General features: G+C 71.3%; 24 protein-coding genes. 7 read left to right on the plus strand and 17 right to left on the minus strand.

What is annotated here, in order from left to right; all coding sequences use genetic code 11:
* Positions 1 to 77: 77 nt before the first annotated feature.
* Complete coding sequence (locus tag BMY07_RS29380; RefSeq protein WP_092785792.1) at positions 78 to 1,475, minus strand: NtaA/DmoA family FMN-dependent monooxygenase; 1,398 nt, start codon at positions 1,473 to 1,475, stop codon at positions 78 to 80.
* A gap of 109 nt (positions 1,476 to 1,584) precedes the next feature.
* Positions 1,585 to 1,734, minus strand: coding sequence for a hypothetical protein (locus BMY07_RS34655; protein ID WP_177215872.1), 150 nt, complete (start codon positions 1,732 to 1,734; stop codon positions 1,585 to 1,587).
* A gap of 51 nt (positions 1,735 to 1,785) precedes the next feature.
* Between BMY07_RS34655 and BMY07_RS29385 the strand changes: the two genes are divergently transcribed.
* A complete protein-coding gene (locus tag BMY07_RS29385; protein ID WP_092785794.1) occupies positions 1,786 to 2,652 on the plus strand; it encodes a LysR family transcriptional regulator in 867 nt (288 codons plus the stop codon).
* A gap of 60 nt (positions 2,653 to 2,712) precedes the next feature.
* Here the strand turns inward: BMY07_RS29385 and BMY07_RS29390 are convergent, their stop codons facing one another.
* The 4 genes from BMY07_RS29390 to BMY07_RS29405 form a co-directional block, all read right to left on the minus strand.
* Entirely contained in the window at positions 2,713 to 3,999 is a 1,287-nt protein-coding gene (locus tag BMY07_RS29390; protein WP_143073707.1) for an SMI1/KNR4 family protein, read from the minus strand.
* A 57-nt stretch (positions 4,000 to 4,056) separates the two neighbouring features.
* On the minus strand, positions 4,057 to 4,680 hold the full coding sequence (locus BMY07_RS29395; protein ID WP_143073708.1) for a hypothetical protein: 624 nt from the start codon (positions 4,678 to 4,680) through the stop codon (positions 4,057 to 4,059).
* A gap of 107 nt (positions 4,681 to 4,787) precedes the next feature.
* Positions 4,788 to 5,327, minus strand: coding sequence for a class I SAM-dependent methyltransferase (locus BMY07_RS29400; RefSeq protein ID WP_245782729.1), 540 nt, complete (start codon positions 5,325 to 5,327; stop codon positions 4,788 to 4,790).
* Between the two features lie 8 nt (positions 5,328 to 5,335).
* On the minus strand, positions 5,336 to 5,620 hold the full coding sequence (locus tag BMY07_RS29405) for a DUF3040 domain-containing protein (protein WP_092785800.1): 285 nt from the start codon (positions 5,618 to 5,620) through the stop codon (positions 5,336 to 5,338).
* 116 nt (positions 5,621 to 5,736) lie between these two features.
* Between BMY07_RS29405 and BMY07_RS29410 the strand changes: the two genes are divergently transcribed.
* A complete protein-coding gene (locus BMY07_RS29410; protein WP_245782730.1) occupies positions 5,737 to 6,423 on the plus strand; it encodes a GNAT family N-acetyltransferase in 687 nt (228 codons plus the stop codon).
* Here BMY07_RS29410 and BMY07_RS29415 read toward each other — a convergent pair.
* The 3 genes from BMY07_RS29415 to BMY07_RS29425 all read right to left on the minus strand — a co-directional run bounded on the left by BMY07_RS29415 (position 6,385) and on the right by BMY07_RS29425 (position 9,342).
* Complete coding sequence (locus BMY07_RS29415; protein WP_092785802.1) at positions 6,385 to 7,287, minus strand: dioxygenase family protein; 903 nt, start codon at positions 7,285 to 7,287, stop codon at positions 6,385 to 6,387. The genes BMY07_RS29410 and BMY07_RS29415 overlap by 39 nt on opposite strands.
* A gap of 494 nt (positions 7,288 to 7,781) precedes the next feature.
* Positions 7,782 to 8,411, minus strand: coding sequence for an AAA family ATPase (locus tag BMY07_RS29420; RefSeq protein WP_092785804.1), 630 nt, complete (start codon positions 8,409 to 8,411; stop codon positions 7,782 to 7,784).
* A gap of 10 nt (positions 8,412 to 8,421) precedes the next feature.
* Positions 8,422 to 9,342 carry an RluA family pseudouridine synthase gene (locus tag BMY07_RS29425; RefSeq protein WP_218150828.1) on the minus strand — a complete coding sequence of 307 codons (921 nt, stop codon included), beginning with the start codon at positions 9,340 to 9,342 and terminating at the stop codon, positions 8,422 to 8,424.
* A 108-nt stretch (positions 9,343 to 9,450) separates the two neighbouring features.
* Here BMY07_RS29425 and BMY07_RS29430 point away from each other — a divergent pair, with 108 nt between their 5' ends.
* Positions 9,451 to 10,293, plus strand: coding sequence for a helix-turn-helix transcriptional regulator (locus tag BMY07_RS29430; RefSeq protein WP_092785808.1), 843 nt, complete (start codon positions 9,451 to 9,453; stop codon positions 10,291 to 10,293).
* Entirely contained in the window at positions 10,290 to 10,910 is a 621-nt protein-coding gene (locus tag BMY07_RS29435) for a short chain dehydrogenase (RefSeq protein WP_092785810.1), read from the plus strand. Before BMY07_RS29430 ends, BMY07_RS29435 begins: the two co-directional genes overlap by 4 nt.
* A 28-nt stretch (positions 10,911 to 10,938) precedes the next feature.
* On the opposite strand, the gene BMY07_RS35985 is transcribed toward BMY07_RS29435, so the two are convergent.
* From BMY07_RS35985 to BMY07_RS29455, 4 genes are all read right to left on the minus strand, one after another.
* Positions 10,939 to 12,519 (minus strand): methyl-accepting chemotaxis protein, encoded by a 1,581-nt coding sequence (locus BMY07_RS35985; RefSeq protein WP_092785812.1) that lies wholly within the window; start codon positions 12,517 to 12,519, stop codon positions 10,939 to 10,941.
* A 44-nt stretch (positions 12,520 to 12,563) separates the two neighbouring features.
* Positions 12,564 to 13,565, minus strand: coding sequence for a tyrosine-type recombinase/integrase (locus BMY07_RS29445; protein WP_092785814.1), 1,002 nt, complete (start codon positions 13,563 to 13,565; stop codon positions 12,564 to 12,566).
* Positions 13,566 to 13,924: 359 nt separating this feature from the next.
* Positions 13,925 to 15,040: a glycosyltransferase family 4 protein gene (locus BMY07_RS29450; RefSeq protein ID WP_177215873.1), complete on the minus strand. Its 1,116-nt coding sequence runs from the start codon at positions 15,038 to 15,040 to the stop codon at positions 13,925 to 13,927.
* A gap of 65 nt (positions 15,041 to 15,105) precedes the next feature.
* Positions 15,106 to 15,378: a LapA family protein gene (locus tag BMY07_RS29455; protein WP_092785818.1), complete on the minus strand. Its 273-nt coding sequence runs from the start codon at positions 15,376 to 15,378 to the stop codon at positions 15,106 to 15,108.
* 191 nt (positions 15,379 to 15,569) lie between these two features.
* Between BMY07_RS29455 and BMY07_RS29460 the strand changes: the two genes are divergently transcribed.
* Positions 15,570 to 16,379 carry a GrpB family protein gene (locus BMY07_RS29460; RefSeq protein WP_177215874.1) on the plus strand — a complete coding sequence of 270 codons (810 nt, stop codon included), beginning with the start codon at positions 15,570 to 15,572 and terminating at the stop codon, positions 16,377 to 16,379.
* Positions 16,380 to 16,548: 169 nt separating this feature from the next.
* Here BMY07_RS29460 and BMY07_RS35990 read toward each other — a convergent pair whose 3' ends face one another.
* Together BMY07_RS35990 and BMY07_RS29470 are read right to left on the minus strand one after the other, a co-directional pair.
* Positions 16,549 to 17,247: a class I SAM-dependent methyltransferase gene (locus BMY07_RS35990; protein WP_092785822.1), complete on the minus strand. Its 699-nt coding sequence runs from the start codon at positions 17,245 to 17,247 to the stop codon at positions 16,549 to 16,551.
* Between the two features lie 51 nt (positions 17,248 to 17,298).
* The gene (locus tag BMY07_RS29470; protein WP_177215875.1) at positions 17,299 to 17,697 is read right to left on the minus strand and encodes an STAS domain-containing protein; all 399 of its coding nucleotides are present in this window, start codon (positions 17,695 to 17,697) and stop codon (positions 17,299 to 17,301) included.
* Positions 17,698 to 17,828: 131 nt separating this feature from the next.
* Between BMY07_RS29470 and add the strand changes: the two genes are divergently transcribed.
* Positions 17,829 to 18,794: an adenosine deaminase gene (gene add / locus BMY07_RS29475; protein WP_092785826.1), complete on the plus strand. Its 966-nt coding sequence runs from the start codon at positions 17,829 to 17,831 to the stop codon at positions 18,792 to 18,794.
* A gap of 105 nt (positions 18,795 to 18,899) precedes the next feature.
* Positions 18,900 to 19,169 (plus strand): hypothetical protein, encoded by a 270-nt coding sequence (locus tag BMY07_RS29480; protein ID WP_092785828.1) that lies wholly within the window; start codon positions 18,900 to 18,902, stop codon positions 19,167 to 19,169.
* 46 nt (positions 19,170 to 19,215) lie between these two features.
* On the opposite strand, the gene BMY07_RS29485 is transcribed toward BMY07_RS29480, so the two are convergent.
* On the minus strand, positions 19,216 to 19,581 hold the full coding sequence (locus tag BMY07_RS29485) for a darcynin family protein (protein WP_092785830.1): 366 nt from the start codon (positions 19,579 to 19,581) through the stop codon (positions 19,216 to 19,218).
* The gene (locus BMY07_RS29490) at positions 19,571 to 20,458 is read right to left on the minus strand and encodes an NAD(P)H-binding protein (RefSeq protein WP_092785832.1); all 888 of its coding nucleotides are present in this window, start codon (positions 20,456 to 20,458) and stop codon (positions 19,571 to 19,573) included. The genes BMY07_RS29485 and BMY07_RS29490 overlap by 11 nt, the downstream gene beginning before the upstream one ends.
* Positions 20,459 to 20,527 lie beyond the last annotated feature (69 nt).

The raw sequence follows: 20,527 nt of genomic DNA on the forward strand, positions 1-20,527 counted from the left end.
GGATCTCGGGGAGCGCGGTGACGCGCCCGCCGTGGTGGCGGGGGTGGTCGTGGTGGCCGGGGTGGGCTGGGCGGGGGTCATGGGACGAGGGCGGCGGTCGGGGCGGGCTCGTCGGCCTGCTGTTCTGCCTGCTGTTCGGTCGGGGTCTGGGTGCGGGCGGCGGTGTGGCGGTTCTCGGGGATGGGCAGGCCGAGGTTGCCGCGCAGGGTGGTCGCGTCGTACTCGTCGCGCACGACGCCGCGTTCGCGCAGGATGGGCAGCACCTGCTCGGTGAACAGGGCGAACTCGCTGGGGGCGTTGACGGTGACGTTGATGCCGTCGAAGCCGCCTTCCTCGAACCAGTGCTGGATGGTGTCGGCCACCGTCTGCGGGGATCCGACGAAGGGGGAGCTGGCGGCGGCGCTGAGGTGCTCGACGACCTGGCGCAGGGTGTAGCCGTTGTCCTTGGCGAGCTTGGTGATGCCGTCGGCCTGGGTGCGGAAGCTGCGCTGCCCGAGCTCGGCGACGTCGGGGAACGGGGCGTCGAGGTCGTACTGGGTGAAGTCGTGCCAGCCGAACGGCCGGCCGAGCTCCTTGAGTGCCCGCTCGAAGCTCTTGCCGCCGAGCTTGGCGTCCTCCTTGGCGCGCGCCGCCTCGTCGGTGTCGGCGATGACCAGGGAGATGCCGGGCAGGATCAGCACCTCGTCGGGGTTGCGGCCCTTGGCGGCGGCGCGTTCGCGCAGTTCGGTGCGGAACGCCTTGGCCCGTTCCAGGGTGGGGGCGTGGGTGAAGATCACCTCGGCGACGGAGGCACCGAGGTCGCGGCCCTCCTCGGAGTCACCGGCCTGGAAGATGACCGGCTGGCCCTGCGGTGAGCGCTCGAGGTTGAGCGGGCCGACCACGGAGAAGTGCTCGCCCTTGTGGTCGAGGGTGTGCTGCTTGCTCGGGTCGAAGAACACGCGGGCGTCGCGGTCGCGGGGGAACGCGTCGGCCTCGTAGGAGTCCCACAGGCCCTGGGCGACGCGGATGTGCTCGAGCGCGCGGCCGTAGCGGGTGGTGTAGTCGTAGTGCTCGTCGCGGCTGTAGTTGCCCGCAGTGCCCGCGTCGCCACTGGTCACCACGTTCCACCCGGCGCGCCCGCCACTGATGTGGTCGAGGGAGTAGAGGCGCCGCGCGAGGTTGAACGGCTCGTTGTAAGAGGTGGTGAGTGTGCCGACGAGCCCGATGTGCTGGGTGTGGGTGGCCACCGCCGAGAGCAGTGTCAGCGGCTCCAACCGGCTCAGGTAGTGGTGGGGGGAGTTCTCGGTGATGAACTGGCTGTCCACGATGAACACCAGGTCGAACTTCGCGGCCTCGGCCTCCTTGGCGCGGGCGATGTACCAGCCGATGTCGACGCTGGCGTTCGACGGGATCTCGGGGTCGAGCCAGGTGTTGTGCTGGCCGGGTCCGCCGACCCCGAGGAGTACGGCGCCCAGCTTGAGGGTGCGACGGGACATGGGTGATCCACTCTTTTCTGGCGCGCGGAGACGAACACCCCCGCGCGGAAGCCAGGGGTGTCGGGGGAAGGGGGTCACGCGGCCCTGAGCGGGCGGCGGCTCTACCTGTCTACCGGGGGCGGGGCGAACAGATCGCGGTGCCGCAGCGGGCGTTGTCCAGCCAGCGACGACAGGTGAGCAGCGTGCTCAGCGCGTCAGCGGCGTGGTCCATGGTTTCGAGCATGACCGCTGCGACCTGCGGTGTCCAACGACGTTTCATGATGCGGATACATCACGGTTCGCGATGGTTGCTCGGGTAGCTTCGCCAACCATGGAGAAGGTTCTCGACATCGTGCCGCTGCGCAGCCTCGTCGCGGTCGCCGACCGCGGCGGTTTCCAGCGGGCCGCCACCCATCTCCACCTGAGCCAGGCCGCGGTCAGCCAGCACGTGCGCCGCCTGGAGGCCGCCACCGGCAAGCGCCTGGTCGAACGGGACGGCCGCGGGTCGCGGTTCACCACCGACGGCGACCACCTGCTCGGCTACGCCCGCCGCATCCTGGCCCTGCACGACGAGTCGCTGCGCGGCCTGGGCGTGGAGAGCGAGGCCGCGGTCCTCATCGGCTCCACCGAGCACGCCGCCGCGCAACTGCTGCCCCGGCTCACCGCGACGCTGGAGAAGTCCCTGCCCGAGCACCGGGTCCGCTACCGCCTCGACCGCGGCACCGCCCTGCGCGAGGCCCTCGGCGCCGGCCGCCTGGACCTCGCGCTGCTGCTGGGCACCACCGACCACCCCCGCGCCGCCCTGGTCGGCGAACTCGAACTGACCTGGTACTCCGCCCCCGGCTGGATCCGCCCCGCGGGCCCTGTGCCCCTCGTCGCCTTCGACAACCCCTGCGCCCTGCGCACCGCCGCCCTCAACACCCTCACCACCCACCACATCCCCGCCGAGATCGGCGCCGAGGCCAACCAACTGGCAGGCGTCCACGCCGCCACCGCCGCAGGCCAAGGCGTCGCCGTCCTGGCCACCTTCGGCACCACGCCCCAAGGTTTGATCCCCCGCAGCGACCTGCCCCCGTTGGAGCCGCTACCCCTCTACATCTGGCGCCGCGAGAACCTGGATCCGGTCGTCACCCAGCACTCCATCGCCTCCCTGCGCCACCTGCTCTCAGAAGACATCCCCTTCGCCCAGGGCGCGTGACGAGCACCGCGGGCAACCATCCACATCGGACTCTGCTCGGTGTCCTCGACGCGGTCGGAGTCAGGGCGCGGTGTTCGGATCGTGGTGGGTCTCACGCAGCCAGGTGGCCCAGGCGTGGGCCTCGCCGGTGGTGGGTTTGCCGCTGAGGCGGGCGGCGACCAGTCGCGTGGGTAAGCGGCCTGCCAGGCGTAGTCGTTCCCATTGGGCGGGGTTGAGGATCAGGACGCGCAGGTCCAGGTCGGCCACGGCGGTGATGTCGTCGACCTCGGTGCCAGAGAGGTCCAGGCGGGTGAGCGCGGGGATGGCGGTGAGGTCCGCGGCCCGGACCGGGGCGCGGGTGATGGTGAGGTCCCAGAGGGCGGGGTGACCGGCGAGGGCGGACAGGTCGGCCTCGCCCGCGGTGAGGGTGAGGCCTTCCACCAGCGGCGGGAGCCAGAGCCGCACGAGGTCGGCGCGGCTGATGAGCAGGCTGCGCAGGCGGGGGGTGGCGGCGAGCGCGGTGAGGTCGAGGGTGGTGGCTTTGTGCAGGTAGAGCTCCTGCACGAGTGTCGGGTCCGGGTACTCGGCCAACACATCGGCCAGGTCTCGGTCACCGACCACCTGCGACCGCTGGTAGGACGTGTGCGGTTCGTCGATGATGGCGCCGAGCCAGTCGCCGTCAGCGGCCCTCGGCTCGATCCGGTTCTCGCGGGCGGCGGCGACCACCGCAGTGAGCACGGAGGTCGCGGACTCGGCGACGTACTGGACGTGGTCGATGCCCCGGCCTTCCTCGAGCAACTGCCCGGGGTTGCCCCGTGGCCCCGGGTCGAGGTCGACGACGAGGTTCCCGCCGGAGTAGTCCGAGCCGATGACGATCCACCAGTCGCTGCGGGAGAGGCGTCGCACGTGTCGGGCGGGTTCGGCTTCCAGGACGACGCGGTCGGAGTCGAATACGCCGTCCTCGTGGCCACCGACGCCGATCGGGTCGTACCCGTACTCCTCGGCGTTGGAGTCGAGGCAGGTCAGGCTCCACCTGCCCAGCAGCCCGATCTCGTTCGGGTCGGTGCCCGCGACCTGGTACAGCGCGCGGATGTCCTCGGGGAGCCGAGCCCCGATCCGCGTCTCGGCCGCCGCCAACCCGGCCTCGGTGGCCCGCTCACCGAAGCGCGGTGGGCGTCCTTTGATCCGCAGGTACTGGGTCGTGAACTCGTCCACGAGGCCGCTGATCGCGGCCAGCAGCTCGGGATCGGTCGGCCGCCCGGTGGGCTCTGCGGCGGCCGGGCGGGGCATGCCGGGCAGCGGGTGGTTCCGGTAGCGGTAGTCGGGATCCCACACGACCGACGCGGGCTCGATGAACTGACCGGACAACACGTTTCCCCCTGGGCTCTCGGCTACCGGCCCAGAGTCGCAGGCTCCACCGACAGTTCAGGGCAGCAGCAGTGGCTCACCGGCGAGCAGTCGGGTGTGGAGGGCGTCGGCGTCGAGGGTGCCGGTGGGGGTGAGGAGTTCGGGGGTGAGCAGGTCGGGCAGGGGAGTGGCGGTGTTGTCGACGCGGGTGGCGTTGAGGGTGGCCGGGGTGAGGCTGCCGGAGGCGGTGCCGCCGATTTCGTCGGGTTCGCTCTCGGAGCGCCACACCTGCACAGCGGCGCGCAGGTCGCCGCGGAAGACGAGGTACTTGTCGGAGTACTCGCCGTAGAGGACCTCGGCGGTGGTGTCGCCAGTGACGATGATCTTCGGGTCGCAGGTGGTGTGCAAGCCGGTCATCTTGAGGTCGCCGAGGACCACGAGGGCGGCGGCACCGTCGTCGACGTCGTAGAGGGCGCCGGTGATGGTCAGGTCGCCGTCGACGATGTAGCCGATGTCCCAGTCGGCCACGTCGTCCCACGGGGCCGGTTCGTCGCTGTTGAGCGGGAAGTTCCCGTCGACGACCGCGTTACCGGTGTGCAGGGCGTACCCGCCCTCGTACAGGTTCTCCCAGATGGACTGTGGCAGACCGCGCCGCTCGAACAGGTCGATGGCCTCGTCCCAGGTGATGTAGCGCGTGCTCACACCCAGCACCCTATCGGCCACCGTAGTGCGAGTTGACGCCCGGCTGCCCGGTGTAGTTCGGACCGGCCTGATCGTCCGCGCCCAGATACCGGTACGGCCACCGCACCTCACGACGCCCGACCAACCGGATCCTCCGCCGCCGCGTGTCGTAGTCGAACCCCGCCGCCCGTAGTGCGTCGGTGACCCTGCCTTGTTCGGTCTTGTTCGGTGAGGACTGTCCGCCAGTCGAGGTTGGCCACAAACAGGCCGTCCTCGGTGAGCCACGACGCGACCTTCTCCAGCAACCCCAGCTTGTCGCCCACATAGTGCAACCCGTGCACGCACGTGATCAGGTCGTACGCCCGCCCCGGCACCCACTTACCCACCGGCGCCGTCACGAACTCCACACCGTCGCGCGCGGGCCCCGCGTAGAAGTCGACGAGATCCACCCCTGTGGCCCGCACCTCCGGCACCCGCGCCGCGCACTCCAGCAGCGCCGCGCCACTGCCACAACACAGGTCCAACCACGCAAACCCCGGCCGCGCCAACGCACCGATGTCGACACCCAGCTCCCGCGCGTACCCGGCGAGCCCTCGCTCCCGGTTCATGTCCCGGTTGGCCACCACCGCCGACCGAGCCAGCGCCTGATCCCCCAGCAACCGAGCCACACCGGATTCTACCGCTCGACCTCGCCACTCTCCGCCCGCTTGGACGGCACCAACAACACCGCCACCGCCGCGACCATCCCCACGAACACCAACAACGGCGCCCCCAACACCAGCCCCACCACCGCGCACACCCCACCCGCGGCCACCGCCAACCCCAACGACGCCAACGTCGGCGCCATCACCTGCTCCCGCTCCGCGAGCAACGACGCCAACCGCGGCGAGTCCGCACTGAGCCTGTCCGCGATCTCCTCGAGCGCCCGCCGCTCGTGACCACTGAGCTCCCGTGGGTTCATCCCGAACCTCCCTCATCACCGCGGCCCGCCGCCACCCCGCACCGGGACCGACCCATGCCCCTGACATACCCGGCCCACGCCCCGAACACACAACCCCACCCACACCCGCGCGTTCGGTGGCACGGCGATCACGCTGTGGGAGCATCGGCCGCCATGACGGCCACCGCGCCATCCACGCCGACCGGTTGGTGCTCCGCAAGGCCCACCCCACCGACCGGGACGCCCTCGTCGAGCTGTCCACCGACCCCAAGGTCAGAGCACACCTGGGCGGCCCCCACCCCCGCGAGGCCGTCGAACGGCGACTCGACGAGACGGGAACGGCCCACGCCACCTCCGAGCCCGGCAGCTACGTCATCGCCGACAAGACCACCGATGAGGCGATCGGACTCATCGACCTGGACCGCCGCCCCGCGCACCGCCCGGGTCATGTCGTCACTGGCGGCGGCGAGCTGGAACTGTCCTCCGTGCTGCGACGCCCGTTCTGGGGCGCGGGCCTGGCGGCGGAGGCGACCGCGGCGGTGCTGCGCGCGGCCGCGGCCGAACTGCCGGACCAGCCCGTCCTCATCGTCACCCAGACCGCCCGTGCCCTGGCCGCCCGCCTCGGCTTCGACGAGGTCGACACCTTCCCGGAGTTCGACGCCCAGCAGACCCTCGCGGTCGCCGCACTGCACGCGTTCCGGAGCCGACCGGCCCCCGACCGTCGAGTCCCCGGGCGGGTGATCGCTCGGGGACTCGACAGAGGAGTCAGCAGGGTCGCTGTCGGTCTAGGTGGTGGTGGGTGGGGCCGTGGGGGGAGTGGTTGACGGGGTACGGGTCGGGGGGATGCCCGTCGGCGGGGTGCCGGAGGGCGGGGTGGGTCCAGGGCCCGGGCCGGGACCTGGACCGGGGCCCTGGCTGTCGTCGTCGCCGACGGTGGGGTCGGAGAGGTCCAGTGCGATGGTGAAGTCGGCGGTGTAGCCGTGGCGGGCTCGGTGGGGGCGCAGGGTCAGCTGGTCGCCGCCCTGCCGGTAGATGAAGTCGGTCGCGTTCGTGGTGTCCGGCGTGCCCTTCGCCTTGTATGGCGGCTGCGCCAGGTACGCGGCGTTGAACGCGTCGGTGAAGTACAGCTGCGAGGTGAACTCGTAGGGCTTGCCGTCAGTGCCGATCGTGCGCACCTTGATGTGGATGTGCACCGTCCGACCCCGGTACCAGCCGGGCAGCACCGTGGTGAACCGCACCCGGCCACCCCGGTCGCTGACCTGCAGACCGCGCAGGAACTTCTTCCCCGCCGACCCCTCACTGGGGATGTCGGAGTACACCCCGTTCGCGTCGCAGTGCCAGATGTCGACCACCGCGTCCCGCAGCGGCACGCACCGCTTGTCCCGGATCGACAGCACCGACAACCCCAGCACCAACGGGATACCGGGCGAGGCCACCCCCGTCGCCGGATCGGTCCGGATGTCGGACCGGTTGAGGTTCTCGTCGACGAAGTACGGCCCCTCGACCTGCTCGGGCCGCGCCACGCAGTCCACACCGCAGTCCCCGACCGCGACCCCCTCCGCGCCCGGGGTCGCCGCCACGGCAACCCCCGACCCCACCGCCGTCAACGCCGCCCCGGCAACCCCCAACAACGCCAACGCCTGCCGCCTACCCAGGACACGCCCGACTGGCTCGTCGTCATCGTGCATGGTGAACGCTCCTCACTCACTGTGCCAGTTCGGATACCAGCGGTGAGCAAGCTAGGAGCGCACCCTGGGAGCGCGGTGTGCGCGAGCTGTGAGCTACTTATGTGAACGCCATCCCCACTTGCCAGAGTCCGGCTCGATGGGGGAGGGGCGGCTCTCGGTCTCGCCTGCGGCGTCGACGATCATCGGCTCGCCTTCGGCATTGCGGTGGGGCGCGAGTTTCGAGCTGTGCTCGATGGGGCGAACTCGTTTTGCGCGGGGCCCCTGAATAACCCGTGGCAGGACCGCAAAGCAGGGGCCGAAAAGCGTGGCCCTGTCCGCGAACGACGCTACGGGTCATTCTCCCCCACGCAAAACAAGTCCGCCCCATCGAGCCGGCTTGGCACCAGCGACTCCGAGGAGCGCGGTTCGGCCAACGCCTGAGGGGGGCCGGGTGAGGGCCAACGTCGTAGAGGGCCGCGTCTGGGTCAGCGTTCGAGATCGAATCCCCTCGCGCGTCAGAACCGGATGTGCCGAGCCCCCACCACCGCCCGCCGCACCCATCCCCGCAACGCCGAGTCCGTGTCCGGCACCACCGACACCCCCACCTCCGCCGCGATCAACTCCACCACCTCCCGCAACGACAACGAGTCCGTCCACACCTGCGTCGCGAACTCCGGCTCCCGCAGCCGCTCCAAGCACCGGTCCAGGTTCGACAACGCGAAGCTCTCCCGCCGCAACGCCGCCCCACGCCCAGCCACCCACGCCACCGCGTGCCCGAACCCACGCTCCGCGAGCCGGTCCACCACCGTCTCCCGGGCAGCCAATAACGCGAAGTGCCGCACGTCATGCCCCAGCTCGCGCAATCCGCCCACGACCTCGTCGAAATACGCCGGCTCCACCAACGTCATCGGCGCCACCACGACACCCTCGTGCCGCCGCAACACCAGGTCCAGCACCTCCACGACCCCCGACCGCCACGACCGCAGGTCCTGGAAGTCCTCCCGCAGCCACGGCGGCATCGTCCGGTGCAGCCCGAATCCCACCGCCTCCGGGTCGCACAGCACGCTGCCCGGCAAACGGCGCACCAACTCCCACGCCGTCTGCGTCTTGCCCACCCCGAACGGCCCGTTCACCCACACCAGCATGCGACCGGTTCTACCAGGACTCCGGCGACGCCCACGCCGCCAGCCGCAGCCCGCTCTCGAACCGCCGCCGCACCCCCGTCACCGGGTCCGGGAACTCCAGCACCCGCGCCAACAGCTGCAACGGCCGCGTGAAGTCGTCGAGCGCCTTGTCCCGCAGTTCCGGGTAGAAGTCGTCACCCAGGATCGGCACCCCCAGCCCCGCCATGTGCAGCCGCAGCTGGTGCGTCCGGCCCGTGACCGGCACCAACCGGTACCGCCCCACCTCGCCGCGCTGCTCCAGCAGCTCGACCCGGGTCTCGGCGTTGGGCTCACCGTCCACCTCGAACGCCCGGATCACCCCGCGCTCCTTCACGATCCGCGACCGCACCGTCACCGGGAACCCGGCCCCCACCGGCGCGACCGCCTCGTACTCCTTCGACACCAGCCGGTCCCGGAACATCGTCTGGTACCGGCCCCGCGCCTCGGGCCGCACCACGAACAGCAGCAACCCCGCCGTCACCCGGTCCAGCCGGTGCGCGGGGGACAGGGTCGGGATCCCCAACTGCCGCCGCAACCGCACCAGCGCCGTCTCCACGATGTGCTTGCCCCGCGGGATCGACGCCAGGAAGTGCGGCTTGTCCACCACTACGATGTCCTCGTCGCGGTGCACCACCGACACCTCGAACGGCACCGGCACCTCCACCGGCAGATCCCGGTGAAACCACACCACCGCCCCCGGCACGAACGGCGCCCCCACCCCCAACGGCCCGTCGACCCCGACGATCCGCCCCTCCCGCAGCATCGCCTCGATCCGCCCCGGCTCCACCCGCGGCAACCGCTCCACCAGGTGCTCCAGCGCCGTTCCCCACACCCCCTCCAGCGGGAACCGCACCTTGGCCGCGTCAAGACCATGCCGCTGGGGGAGAGGGGACACGAGCTTGCGCCTGACCACCCCCGCAGCCTAAACCGCCCCCACATCCGAGCCATGCCCCCGGCAGACCGGCGAAGGTATCCCTGACCGGGGCAGGCACCACCGAGCCCCCGGCACGACGATGGCCCCATGGCCACCACCGACCTCGGCGGATTCCTCCGCAGCAGGCGCCAACGCCTGACCCCCGCCGCCGCGGGCATCACACCCGGCACCACCCACCGCCGAGTCCCCGGGCTGCGCAGGGAGGAACTCGCCGGGGTCAGCGTCGGCTACTACACCCGACTCGAACAGGGCACCAGCGGCAACGCCTCCGCCGCGGTCATCGACGCACTCGCCACCGCCCTGCGCCTCGACCCGGCCGAACACGACCACCTGCGAGTCCTCGCCACCCCCACCCGACCAACCCGACCACACCCCGGCACCAGCACCCCCAGGCCCTCCGTGCGCCACCTGCTCACCACCCTGGCCACGACACCCGCCGTCGTCATCGACCACCGCGCCGACGTCCTGGCGTGGAACCCACTCGGCCACGCCTTGCTCGCGGGCCACCTCCACCCCGACGCCCCGGACCACCCGACCCGCCCCAACCTCGCCCGCATGCTGTTCCTCGACGCGGACCACCGCGCCCTCTACCGCGACTGGCACGCCAAAGCACACGTCACCGTCGCGGCCCTGCACCAAGCCGCCGCACGACACCCGAACGACCCACGACTGCACCACCTCATCGACAACCTCACCGCCGACAGCCACGAGTTCGCACACCTGTGGGCACGCCGCCCCATCCGAACCTGCTCCCACCACCTGCGCGAACTCGACCACCCCGTGATCGGGCGACTGACCCTGGCGAACGAGACCCTCACCCTGCCCGACGACGACCAGCGGATCGGACTGTTCCACGCCCACCCCGGCACACCCGACGCCGACGCGCTCACCCGGATGGCGCGGACCCTCGACCGGGCGAGCACCCGATGAAGGTCATCGTCGTCGGCGGCACGGGCACCATCGGACGACGGCTCGTGCCCGCACTGCGATCCCGCGGCCACGACGTCGTCACCGCCGCCCGCACCTCAGGCGACATCCACGTCGACCTGACCGCACCGGCCACCATCGAGGCCATGTACCGCCAGGTCACAGCCGCCGACAGCGTCATCAGCGTCGCCGCCCACGGCGCGCTCGACGAGTTCACAACGCTGACCTCGGACCGACTGCACGAGAACCTGCGCGCCAAGTTCTACGGACAGGTCGCGTTGGTCCTCACTGGCCAGCACCACTGCGCCGACGGCGCCTCCTTCACCCTGACCTCCGGGATCTTCGCCGACCACCCGTGGCCACACGTCACCGGCGGCGGCGTCATCAGCGGCGCCCTGCACAGCTTCGCCCTCTCGGCCGCGATCGAACTGCCCCGACGCATGCGGATCACCGTGGTCAGCCCCACCCTCGTCGACGACCCCACCCCCGTCGAGGACGGCGGGACCGACCTCGGCAGGCATTTCCCCGGCCTGCGCCCGATCCCCATGCCCGACCTCGTCGACCACTACCTGCGCTGCGTCGAGGACAACACCACCGGCACCATCATCCGCGCATACTGACCCGACCCGCTGCCCACTCCGACCGGATCTACTCCGCCCGGAACCGCGACACCAACCCGTTCAACCGCGCCGACAACAGCGACAGCTCCCGAGCCGCCCCCTTAGTCTCCCCGGCACCCTCCGCCACCGACTCCGCCACCGCCGACACCTCACGGATGTGCACCGAGATCTCCGAGGACCCCTCCGCCGCTGCGGCCAGGCTCCGGTTCATCTCACCGGTCGTGGCCTCCTGCTGCTCCACCGCCGCCGCGATCGTCAGCTGGTGGTCGTTGACCTCGGCGATGATCCCGTTGATCTCCGTGATCGCCGCCACCGCCGCGCCCGTGTCCGCCTGGATCGCCTCCACCCGCCGCGAGATGTCCTCCGTCGCCCGCGCCGTGGCCTGCGCCAGGTCCTTCACCTCACCGGCCACCACCGCGAACCCCTTACCGGCCTCCCCAGCGCGCGCCGCCTCGATCGTCGCGTTCAACGCCAGCAGGTTCGTCTGGCCCGCGATCGTCGAGATCGCCTTCACCACCGCCCCGATCTCCTCGCTCGACGCCCCCAACCGGCTGATCGTCTCCGACGTCCCCCGCGCCGCCACCACCGCGCGCTCCACCACCCGCACCGCGTGCCCAGCGCTCTGCGCGATCGCCCCCACCGCCGAGCTCATCTGCTCCGACCCCGCTGCCACCGACTGCACGTTGCGCGTCACCGACGCCGCCGACCCGGTCACCTCACCCGACCGGACCCGACCACTCTCCGCGTCCTTCGCCATCCGACCACTCGCCGCCGCCACCCGACCCGACGCGCCCCGCAGCTCCGACGCCGACCGCTCGATCTCACCCAACGTCTCCCCGACAGCCCCCACCGCCTCGTTCACCGTCTCCGCCATCACCCCCAACTCGTCACGACCCGACACCACCACCCGCGCCGTCAGATCCCCCCGGGCGAACGACCGCAACACCTCCGCCACCCGACCCAACGGCACCACGATCCGCCGCGTCACCACCAACCCCAGCCCCAACGCCGCGATCAACGCCAACACCGCCACCAACAACGTCACCACCCGACCCGACGAGTACGCGTCCTCCGACGCCACCCGCCACGCCGCGTTGTCCGCGCCCCGACGCGCCTCCAACTGGTCCAACGCCTTCGACGCCTGCTCCACCGACGACGCCACCTGACCGTCGTACGCCGCCCACCACGCCGCAGCGTCCCCAGCACGAGCCGCGGGCAGCAACACCTGCGCGTACTGCGACCGCACCCGACCCCACGCGGCCACGAACGGCGCCAGGTCCGACGAGCCACCCACCAACGACCCGTACCGGGCCACCGCGGCGTCCACCCCGGCCTCGTCGTCGGTCACGGACTTCTCCCACACCGCCCGCTGGGCCGGGGGAGCGGACACCAACGCCACCAGGTCCATCCGGACCTCGGTCTCGAACTCGCGCACCAGCGCCAGTTGCTGACCGGCCGCCGTACCGCGCTCGGCCAGCGCCACCACGCTCTCGTCCATCGTGCCCATGGACCCCTGGGCGGCCACCGCCGCGGCCACGATCCCCACCGACGCGACCGCCACCACGGCCAAGACCTTCACCCGAACCGAACGGTCGTCGAGAAACCCCATGACCCAGCCCCATCTCCACCGACCCGCGGACGCAGGTGATCACCTCATCGGCCGGGCACCGGGGGAGCTGAGTCATCGTCGTCGGTCGCCGTCAACCCGGCCAGCGCCCGGTACGTGCGGTTGCTCGCCGCCGCCGCCCGCCGCTGCGCCCCGGTCGCGTCGATGTAGTTCTGGCTGGTGTTCAGGCTCGCGTGCCCCAGCAGCACCATGATCTCCACCGCGTTCGCCCCGTCCTCGGCCAACCGTGTCGCGAACGTGTGCCGCAACGCGTGCAGGTTCGCCCCCGCCGGGACCCGGTCCCGCATGCCCGCCGCCCGGAAACACGCCTTCACCAGGTAATCCAGCGCGCCCCGGCCGATACCGGCGCCATCGGAGCCCAGCACCAACGGCGACTCGTCACCGAAGCGCGCCACCGGGAACCGCAGGTCGACCGACACCAGGTACGCCTCGATCACCCGCTCCAACGGCACCTCGATCGGGATCGACCGCTCCCGGTTCGCCTTGCCGTGCACGAACAGCCGCCGCTCACCGGGCCGCCCCACCACCGACGACCGCTTCAACGCGCGCATCTCCGAGGCCCGCAGGCCCGCCACCAGCCCCAACGCCAGCACCAGCAGGTCCCGCTCCGGCCACGGCGCCCGGGCCCGCCGCGCGCCACCGGCCACGGCTTGCAGCAGCTGTTCCGGGGTCTGCTCACCGCGCAGCGGCTTGGGGGAGAGAGGAGCGGGTCGCGGGCGGCCGATCGCGCCCATCGGGTTGCCGAACACCACCTCGTCGGCCACGCAGAACTGGAAGAACTGGTTCCACGTCGACCAGGCGCGCGCCACCGAGCTCTTGGCGTGGGTGTCGGCGAACTTGCCGAACGCCTCCCGCAGGACCTTCGCGTTCACCTCGTCGAGCGCCACCTGCGGCACGTCCTTGCCCACGGCCTCGGCCACCAGGGCGCTGACCCCGGCCAGGTCCCGTTTGTAGGCCACGGTGGTGTGCGGCGAGTCCTTCCTGGACCGGCGAGCGAGGAAGAAGGCGTCCTGCGCCTCGATCAACATCACCCCGTGTGCTTACCGGATCACTCCGACAGTCCCGACATCGCATGGATAATCGCGGTTATCCATCAAACAGGTGTTCGAGAGCCTGGGGAAGCGGCGAACGCGAAACCCGGGGAGCAGAGTCGACACGCGCTCGTCCGGCACGCCCGAACCCCTGGAGCCGCCCGGCCTCGGCTCGGGTCTTCGGCGGGCGCTCCAGGGGTCGACCAGCGGGCAACTCGATGCCCGCGGCTGATCACCGGCGAAACGTCACAGTGACGTATGCAACCGGTGTCCAGGCCCTCTCGGCGCCCGGAATCCCAGGTCGGTGTTTGGTTGATAATCTACATTATGTCAAGTAGCGCTGATCGGGCCCTCTCCTAGACGGCCGCGATCGGCTTGGTGGCGTGGGCCCGCTCGGCCGACGGGGCGCGGACGAGGTCCTCCAGCTGCTTGATGATGACCGCGGGCGGGATGGCCTGGGGTCGGGCCAGCACGGCGAGCAGGCTGTCGACCGACTGCGCCACGGTGAACCTGGTCCCCGCGTCCTGTCGGCTCGCCGCGGTGAACGGCTTGCCCGCGATGACCTCGCGGATGCCCAGCGCGAGCGCCTCGGCGTTGTCCGGGGCGATGAGCACGACGCCGCCGCAGTCGGTTTCCGGGAGGCCGCCGTCGTCGGAGGCGATGACCCAGCAGCCCGCGTGCTGGGCCTCGATGGAGACGATGCCGAAGGTCTCGTGCCAGTACTGGCTGTTGGACGGCATGACCACGATGTCGTGCTCGGCCATCAGCGCGGCCATGGTGGCCGGGGTCTTGCGGGCGGCGACCACGGAGATCCCCGGGTGGTGGCCCAGGAGCCGCTCGATGATCCTGCCCTGCGGTTTGTCGGCGCCCGCGGTGGTCGCGGTGAAGGTGAGGTCGACGTCCTGCTCGATGATGTCGATGTGCAGGGTCTCCAGCAGGGTGTAGACGCCCTTCTCGGGGCTGAGCCTGCCCGCGAACAGCACCCTGGTCTTGCCCACCGGTCCCCTGGTTCGCGCCTGGGCGGCGAATACCGGTTCGGCGAAGGGGTAGACGACGTTGATGGTGGCGATGTCGACGTCGAGGTAGGCCGCCCACAGCGTGGCCGCGTAGAGGCTGGTGGCGATGAGGGCGTGCGCGGCGGTGCCCGCGACCACCGACTGCCGCTTGTCGTCGCGGATGGGTGGCGGGTTGTGCAGGATCAGGAACGCCGGGTTCCTCGTGGTGACCGGGCTGGACTCGTTGACGAACACGACCGTGCCGTCGAGGTCGGCGAGGTCGGCGGTGGTGGCCAGGGCGCGGAACGGGATGCCGGTGAACTCGGCCCTGCCGTCGCCGGTGCCCAGGCCGACGGTGACGATCTGGGCCGCGATGCCGCGCCTGGTCAGTTCCCTGACCTGCCCGACGGTGTAGTTCTCGGAACCGCCGGTGCCCGCGGGCAGCGGGTGGCCGGGTGACCAGACGAACGAGATCAAGGTGTGCTTCCACATTTCCGGGTTTGCGGTTCAGCGGCTCGCGCGCGGGTCGGGGCGCGAGGGAGTCAGTGCTTGCGGCGGCCTGGTACTCGTCTGCGGAGTTGCCGGATGCGCAGTGAGCCCGCGACGGCGGTGAGCAGGATCCCGGCGGCGGTGGCGAGCAGCATGGCGACGGCGAGCGGGATGTCGCCGGTGGCGCCGAGGTAGGAGATCCGCACGGGTTGGGTGTTCTGCAGGACGAAGACCAGCAGCAGGACGAGGACGACGGCGAAGACGATCACGCCGATCCACAGGGCGCTGGTGCGCGAGCGGCGTAGCGGGTCCGCGGCGGGTGTCATGGGCGCGGTGGTGGCAGGCGGTGGTGGTGTTGCGGTGTCCGCGTGCGGTGAACTCGACTGTACGGGCCTGGCGGCCGGCGTATCGGTCATGTGGTGCCCCCTCTCGATGTGGGGCTGACGCTCACCCTACGCCCTGTGGCGGTGCGGGACCGGGTGTGTGGTGGTGGGCTCCCCCGGGCATCCTGGCTGGTGTGGCCGTGGAGATCGCTGTGGTGGGTGCTGTGGACGTCGCCAGGTTGGTCGAGTTGGACCGCGCGGGCCTGACGCGTCTGGGGTCGGTGGAGGGTGCGGCGTTCGTGATCGGGGGGCGTGGGTCGCCGGATGTCGACGCGGTGGTGTCGTCGGTGGAGGAGCTTGAGGCGTTGTGGGTGGGGCGGGTGGAGCCGTTCGCGCGGAACGTGGCGGAGGGTCGGTTCGCGGCGGCGGTGGGTCCGCCGAGGTTGAGTGCGTGGGATCCGGAGTGGGCGGTGGCGGCGGGCCGGTTGGTGGGCAGGCTGTCTCGGCGGTGGGGTGCGCCGGGGTTGGTGTGGGATCACATCGGGTCGACGTCGGTGCCGGGGTTGGCGGCGAAGCCGGTGGTGGACCTGCAGTTGGGGGTGCCGTCGCTGGACGGGTTGGTGGGGTTGGCGGAGGCGTTGGCGGGTGCCGGGTTCGTGGATGTGGCGCCGCACGCGCCGGGGTCGCCTGGTGTGCTGCGTGACGCGCCTCGGGCCCAGGTCGGCGCGGGGGCGCGGTGGGACAAGCGGCTGTTCGCGTCGGCTGATCCGGGTCGGCGGGCGATCCTGCACGTGCGCGAGATCGGCTCCCCGTGGTGGCACTACACGAGGGCGTTCCGTGACCTGCTGCGCGCCGATCCGCAGTTGCGGCGGGACTACGAGACCGTCAAACGCGACCTGACCGTCGCGCACGCGGGCGACTCGGGCAACGACGCCTACACGATCGCCAAGACCACGTTCTTCAACACGATCCAGGACCGACTCGGCACTCCCCCGCCGAGTTGATCTTGTTGACCGGGCGAGATGATCACCCACGCCATCACGATCCAGCATGTCCATGGCTTCGGGCTGCGTTCATCGACTGACAGGTCCAGGCTCTCCGCGCACCCTTCTCCCCCACGCCACCCTCCACCTCATCGCCTCGATGGTCCGCCAGGCGCCGTGGCCTGCCGGGTCAACGGATGTGGTGGAAGTCCTGGGTGCAGGAGAACAGGTAGCCGTTGGCGGAGCGGAAGCGGTGGGTGAGGTAGTCCTCGACGAGGTCTCGGGTGACGGGGAGGGGGGCGAGGCCGAGGATGAAGGCGGCGATGTCGAGGGCGGTGGTGAGGTCGTCGGTCTGGATGAAGGCGGGGATGGTGGTGGTGTCGGCCTTGGTGGCCTTGGGGAGGGGGTAGTGCGGGCCGCCGAACTCGCGGAGCATGACCATGCAGTCGCTGTTGGGGTTCTGCAGGGCGATGACGCACTCGCCGTCGGGGGCGGTCCAGGACCTGAGGGTGTCGATGTGGTCCTGCCAGAGGTCGGGGTCGATGTAATAGAGGACGTGGCCGCAGTAGACGAGGTCGGCTTGGTGGCCGGGGTCGGCGGCGAGGATGGGGACGTCGAGGATGGTGGCGGTGGGGGCGTTGCCCGCGAGGTGGGCGCGCAGGGCGGGGTTGGGTTCGATGGCGATGGTGTGGTCGAACTTCCCCGCCAGGTGGGCGACGGTGTCCCCGGTGCCCGCGCCCGCGTCGATGAACGTGCCGCGGCGCGGGAGGCGCGCGGTGAGGTCGTCGAGGTAGCGGTTGGCCTTGCGCCTCTGGTCGGTGTGGGCGAGGAAGGTCGCGAAGGGGCTCTCGTACTGGCCGCTCAGGGCGTCCAACTGGGGGAAGTCCACCGATCCACCCTGCGGTGGTCGGCGGCGGGCTGCCAGTCGGGGTTCACCCGGTCAGGCGATGAGCCAGCCGGAGCAGGCGCGGGGGCGGGTGGTCTGGACGGGCCGCAGGGTGGGGGTGACGGTGATGTCCTCGTGCAGGCGGGTCAGGTGCAGGCCGGTGAGGACGGGTCCGCAGGCGAGCACGCGCAGGGTGCGGCCGCGGCGTTGGCAGGCGCGGTGGGCGCGGAGCAGGACGGCGGTGCTGGCCCAGCTGAGGAAGGTGACCTCGGTGAGGTCGACGGTGACCCGGGTGGTGTCGTCGGTGGCGGTGCAGGCGTGCATGACCTGGTCGTGCCAGGGGGTCTCGGTGGCGAGGTCGATGCGCCCGGCGGCGGCGACGGTGACGTGGCGGCCGGTGCGGTCGACGGTGATGTCGAGTCTGCGGTCGGGCTTGGCGAACGTCAGTGCCACGGTGGTTTCCGCGCCTTCCGGTGGGTGGGGTGGTGCCTTACTCCCCCTTGATCCCGGTGGTGGGGGAAAGGTTGCCGGGTGGGTGGGAAAACCGGGAGCGGTCTCGGGTGGGGGCCTCTTAATCTGGACGGGTGCGGGATCTGGTCGGGTTGCCCAAGGCGCACTTGCACGTCCACCTGGAGAGCACGGCGCGGCCGGGGCTGGTGGCGGAGTTGGCGGCGCGCGAGGGGGTGGCGGTTCCGTCGCGGGGGCCGTTTCGGGGTTTCCGGGAGTTCGCGGACCGCAACTCGGTGCTGCGCGGGTGTTTGCGCGCGCCGGAGGACTTCCACCGGTTGGCGGTGGAGTTCTGCGCGGATGAGGCGGCGCAGGGGACGCGGTACGCGGAGGTGACGTTCACGGCGGCGTCGCACGGTGAGCGCCTCGGTGATGTGGGGATGCCGTTGGCGGCGGTGATCGCGGGTTTGCGGGAGGGGCAGCGGGCGCACGGGATCGTGGTGCGGGTGTTGTTGGACCACTCGCGGCGGCGGTCGGTGGCGCGGTTGGAGCGGACCGTGGAGTTGGCGCTGGCCCACGAGGAGGTGGTGGGGGTCGGGTTGGCCGGGGACGAGGCGTTTCCGTTGGCGCCGTTCGCGGGGGTGTTGCGGGAGGCGCGGGCGGCGGGGTTGCGGTTGGTGCACCACGCCGGTGAGTCGGCTGGGGCGGCGAGTGTGCGTGAGGCGGTGGAGGTCGGGGGCGCGGAGCGGGTGGGGCACGGGTTCCGGGCGTTGGAGGACCCGTCGGTGGTGGCGTTGCTGCGGGAGCGGGGGGTGGCGGTGGAGGTGTGCGTGTCGTCGAACGTGGCGTTGGGGTTGGTGTCCTCGGTGCGGCGGCACCCGTTGCCGGGGTTGGTGGCGGCGGGTGTGGTGGTGACGGTGAACACCGATGTGCCGGATGTGACGGGTCTGGGGTTGGCGGCGGAGTACGGGGTGGTGCGGTCGGCGTTCGGGTTGTCGGACGCGGAGGTGGCCGGGTTGGCGGTCGCGGCGGCGGGGGCGTCGTTCGCGCCCGGGGTGGTGCGGGACGGGTTGACGCGTGGTGCGGGTCGGTGGCTGGGGTGAGTCGGGGTCGGGCCAGGGGTGGTGATTGCTTGGCCGCCGCGCGAACCTGCCGATAAGGCGTGTGATCGGTACCACGCGGCCCGCGGGGATCTGGGGAGGTCTGGGATGACAGAGGACGAGACACGCGCGTTGCGGCACGCCGCGGAGGGCGCGGTGTTGTTCCACTCCGGTCTGTGGGGTGTGCCGATGGGGTTCCTGTGGGCGGGTCCGGACGGTGGTCCGGCCGGGCGGGTGCCGCAGTGGGTGGCGGAGGCGTTGACGGTGTTGGAGCGGCGTGAGCTGGTGGTGTTCCGGGTGGTGTTGGGCACCAAGGACGTGGCGGTGCGGGTGACCGAGGCGGGGTTGCGGGTGTTGGGTCGGATGAACACGGCCTAGTGCGACCCCGGTGCCGCCGCGAGACTCGTGGCGGCACCGGATGGGGTCAGGTGGTGATGGTGGTGACCGCGTCCACGCCGTAGTTGCGGGCGTAGCCGTTCTCGACGCCGACGAGCAGGTCGACGACGTCGAAGTAGCGGTCCCAGAACGGGGTCTCGCGCAGGGCGTCGATGAGCAGTTGGTAGGCGTCGTGGTCGTCGGCTTCCCAGACCCAGATGTCGGTGACGCGCGCGGAGTAGAACTCGGTGTCGTAGAAGCGGGAGCGGACGCCGCGGGTGCGGGCCTCGATCACGGGGACGACCTGGGTGGTGAAGGCCTCGACGCGGTCGGCGACGGTCATCGCCAGCCATTCGGGGGTGGTCTTGACCAGCATGAACGCGGTGATGGCGGGCTCGGGGCGGTCAGTGGGCATCGGTTGCCTCCGTGATGGCGGGGTTGAGGGTGTGGGCGCACCAGTGCGCGAAGTCGGTGCCGTGGCCCGTGGGTGTGGCGCCGGTGTCGAGGCCGTTGTCCTTGGCGCGTTTCATGTCGACCGTGGCGTCGACGAACTCGGTGTCGAGGCCGTGGCCGAGCAGGGTGGCGCGCAGGTCGTCGAGTGACTCGCGGCGGTAGCGGACGGGGCGGCCGAGTTCCTCGGTCATGACGCGGGCGAGGTCGTTGGGTGAGAGGGCGCGTGGGCCGAGGACGGGGATGGTGTCGACGCCGGTCCAGGAGCGGTCCAGCAGCAGCGCGGCCGCGGTGGCGGCGATGTCGGCGACGGCGACCATGGGGGCTGGGCGGTCGGGGTCGGCGGTGTCGGTGAAGACGCCGTGTTCGCGGATCGAGTCGGCTTCGTCGAGCAGGTTCTCGTAGAAGGACGGGTTGGCCAGGGCGCGGTAGGCGACGCCGGTGTCGGCGATGAGGTCGTCCACGGCCAGTGCGGCGGTGACGAGCCCGGCGTGGGCCGCGTGTGGGGTGCCGCGGCCGAGGGCGGAGACGCCGACGACGTGGGTGACGCCGTGGGTGGTGAACGCGCGGGCGGCCGGGCGGGTGAAGCCGGTGTAGGCCTCGTGGGGGGTGCGGGAGCCGTCCGGTGGGACCAGCCAGAACACGGCGTCGGCGCCGGTGAGGGCGCGGTCGAGGGTGGCGGGGTCGCCGTGGGAGCCGGTGATGACCTCGGCGCGGTCGCGCACGGTGTCGGGCAGTCGGGTGGGGTCGCGGACGACGACCCGCAGCGGCTCGGTGGTGTCGGTGAGCAGGGGCAGCAGCCGTCGGCCGATGTTCCCGGTGGGGGTGGTGATGACGATCATGGTTCCTCGTGGTGTGGTCGGGTCTGGGGACCCCGTCATCGTGCGGACCCGCCCGGTGTTGCCACAATG

The organism is Actinokineospora terrae (assembly GCF_900111175.1).
Classification (GTDB): domain Bacteria; phylum Actinomycetota; class Actinomycetes; order Mycobacteriales; family Pseudonocardiaceae; genus Actinokineospora; species Actinokineospora terrae.

Bases quoted from the DNA above. Each gene is read 5' to 3' on its own strand.
- BMY07_RS29380 (WP_092785792.1), bottom strand. From the start codon at position 1,475: ATGTCCCGTCGCACCCTCAAGCTGGGCGCCGTACTCCTCGGGGTCGGC.
- BMY07_RS34655 (WP_177215872.1), bottom strand. From the start codon at position 1,734: ATGAAACGTCGTTGGACACCGCAGGTCGCAGCGGTCATGCTCGAAACC.
- BMY07_RS29385 (WP_092785794.1), top strand. From the start codon at position 1,786: ATGGAGAAGGTTCTCGACATCGTGCCGCTGCGCAGCCTCGTCGCGGTC.
- BMY07_RS29405 (WP_092785800.1), bottom strand. From the start codon at position 5,620: ATGAACCCACGGGAGCTCAGTGGTCACGAGCGGCGGGCGCTCGAGGAG.
- BMY07_RS29415 (WP_092785802.1), bottom strand. From the start codon at position 7,287: ATGCACGATGACGACGAGCCAGTCGGGCGTGTCCTGGGTAGGCGGCAG.
- BMY07_RS29420 (WP_092785804.1), bottom strand. From the start codon at position 8,411: ATGCTGGTGTGGGTGAACGGGCCGTTCGGGGTGGGCAAGACGCAGACG.
- BMY07_RS29430 (WP_092785808.1), top strand. From the start codon at position 9,451: ATGGCCACCACCGACCTCGGCGGATTCCTCCGCAGCAGGCGCCAACGC.
- BMY07_RS29435 (WP_092785810.1), top strand. From the start codon at position 10,290: ATGAAGGTCATCGTCGTCGGCGGCACGGGCACCATCGGACGACGGCTC.
- BMY07_RS35985 (WP_092785812.1), bottom strand. From the start codon at position 12,519: ATGGGGTTTCTCGACGACCGTTCGGTTCGGGTGAAGGTCTTGGCCGTG.
- BMY07_RS29445 (WP_092785814.1), bottom strand. From the start codon at position 13,565: ATGTTGATCGAGGCGCAGGACGCCTTCTTCCTCGCTCGCCGGTCCAGG.
- BMY07_RS29455 (WP_092785818.1), bottom strand. From the start codon at position 15,378: ATGACACCCGCCGCGGACCCGCTACGCCGCTCGCGCACCAGCGCCCTG.
- BMY07_RS29480 (WP_092785828.1), top strand. From the start codon at position 18,900: ATGACAGAGGACGAGACACGCGCGTTGCGGCACGCCGCGGAGGGCGCG.
- BMY07_RS29485 (WP_092785830.1), bottom strand. From the start codon at position 19,581: ATGCCCACTGACCGCCCCGAGCCCGCCATCACCGCGTTCATGCTGGTC.
- BMY07_RS29490 (WP_092785832.1), bottom strand. From the start codon at position 20,458: ATGATCGTCATCACCACCCCCACCGGGAACATCGGCCGACGGCTGCTG.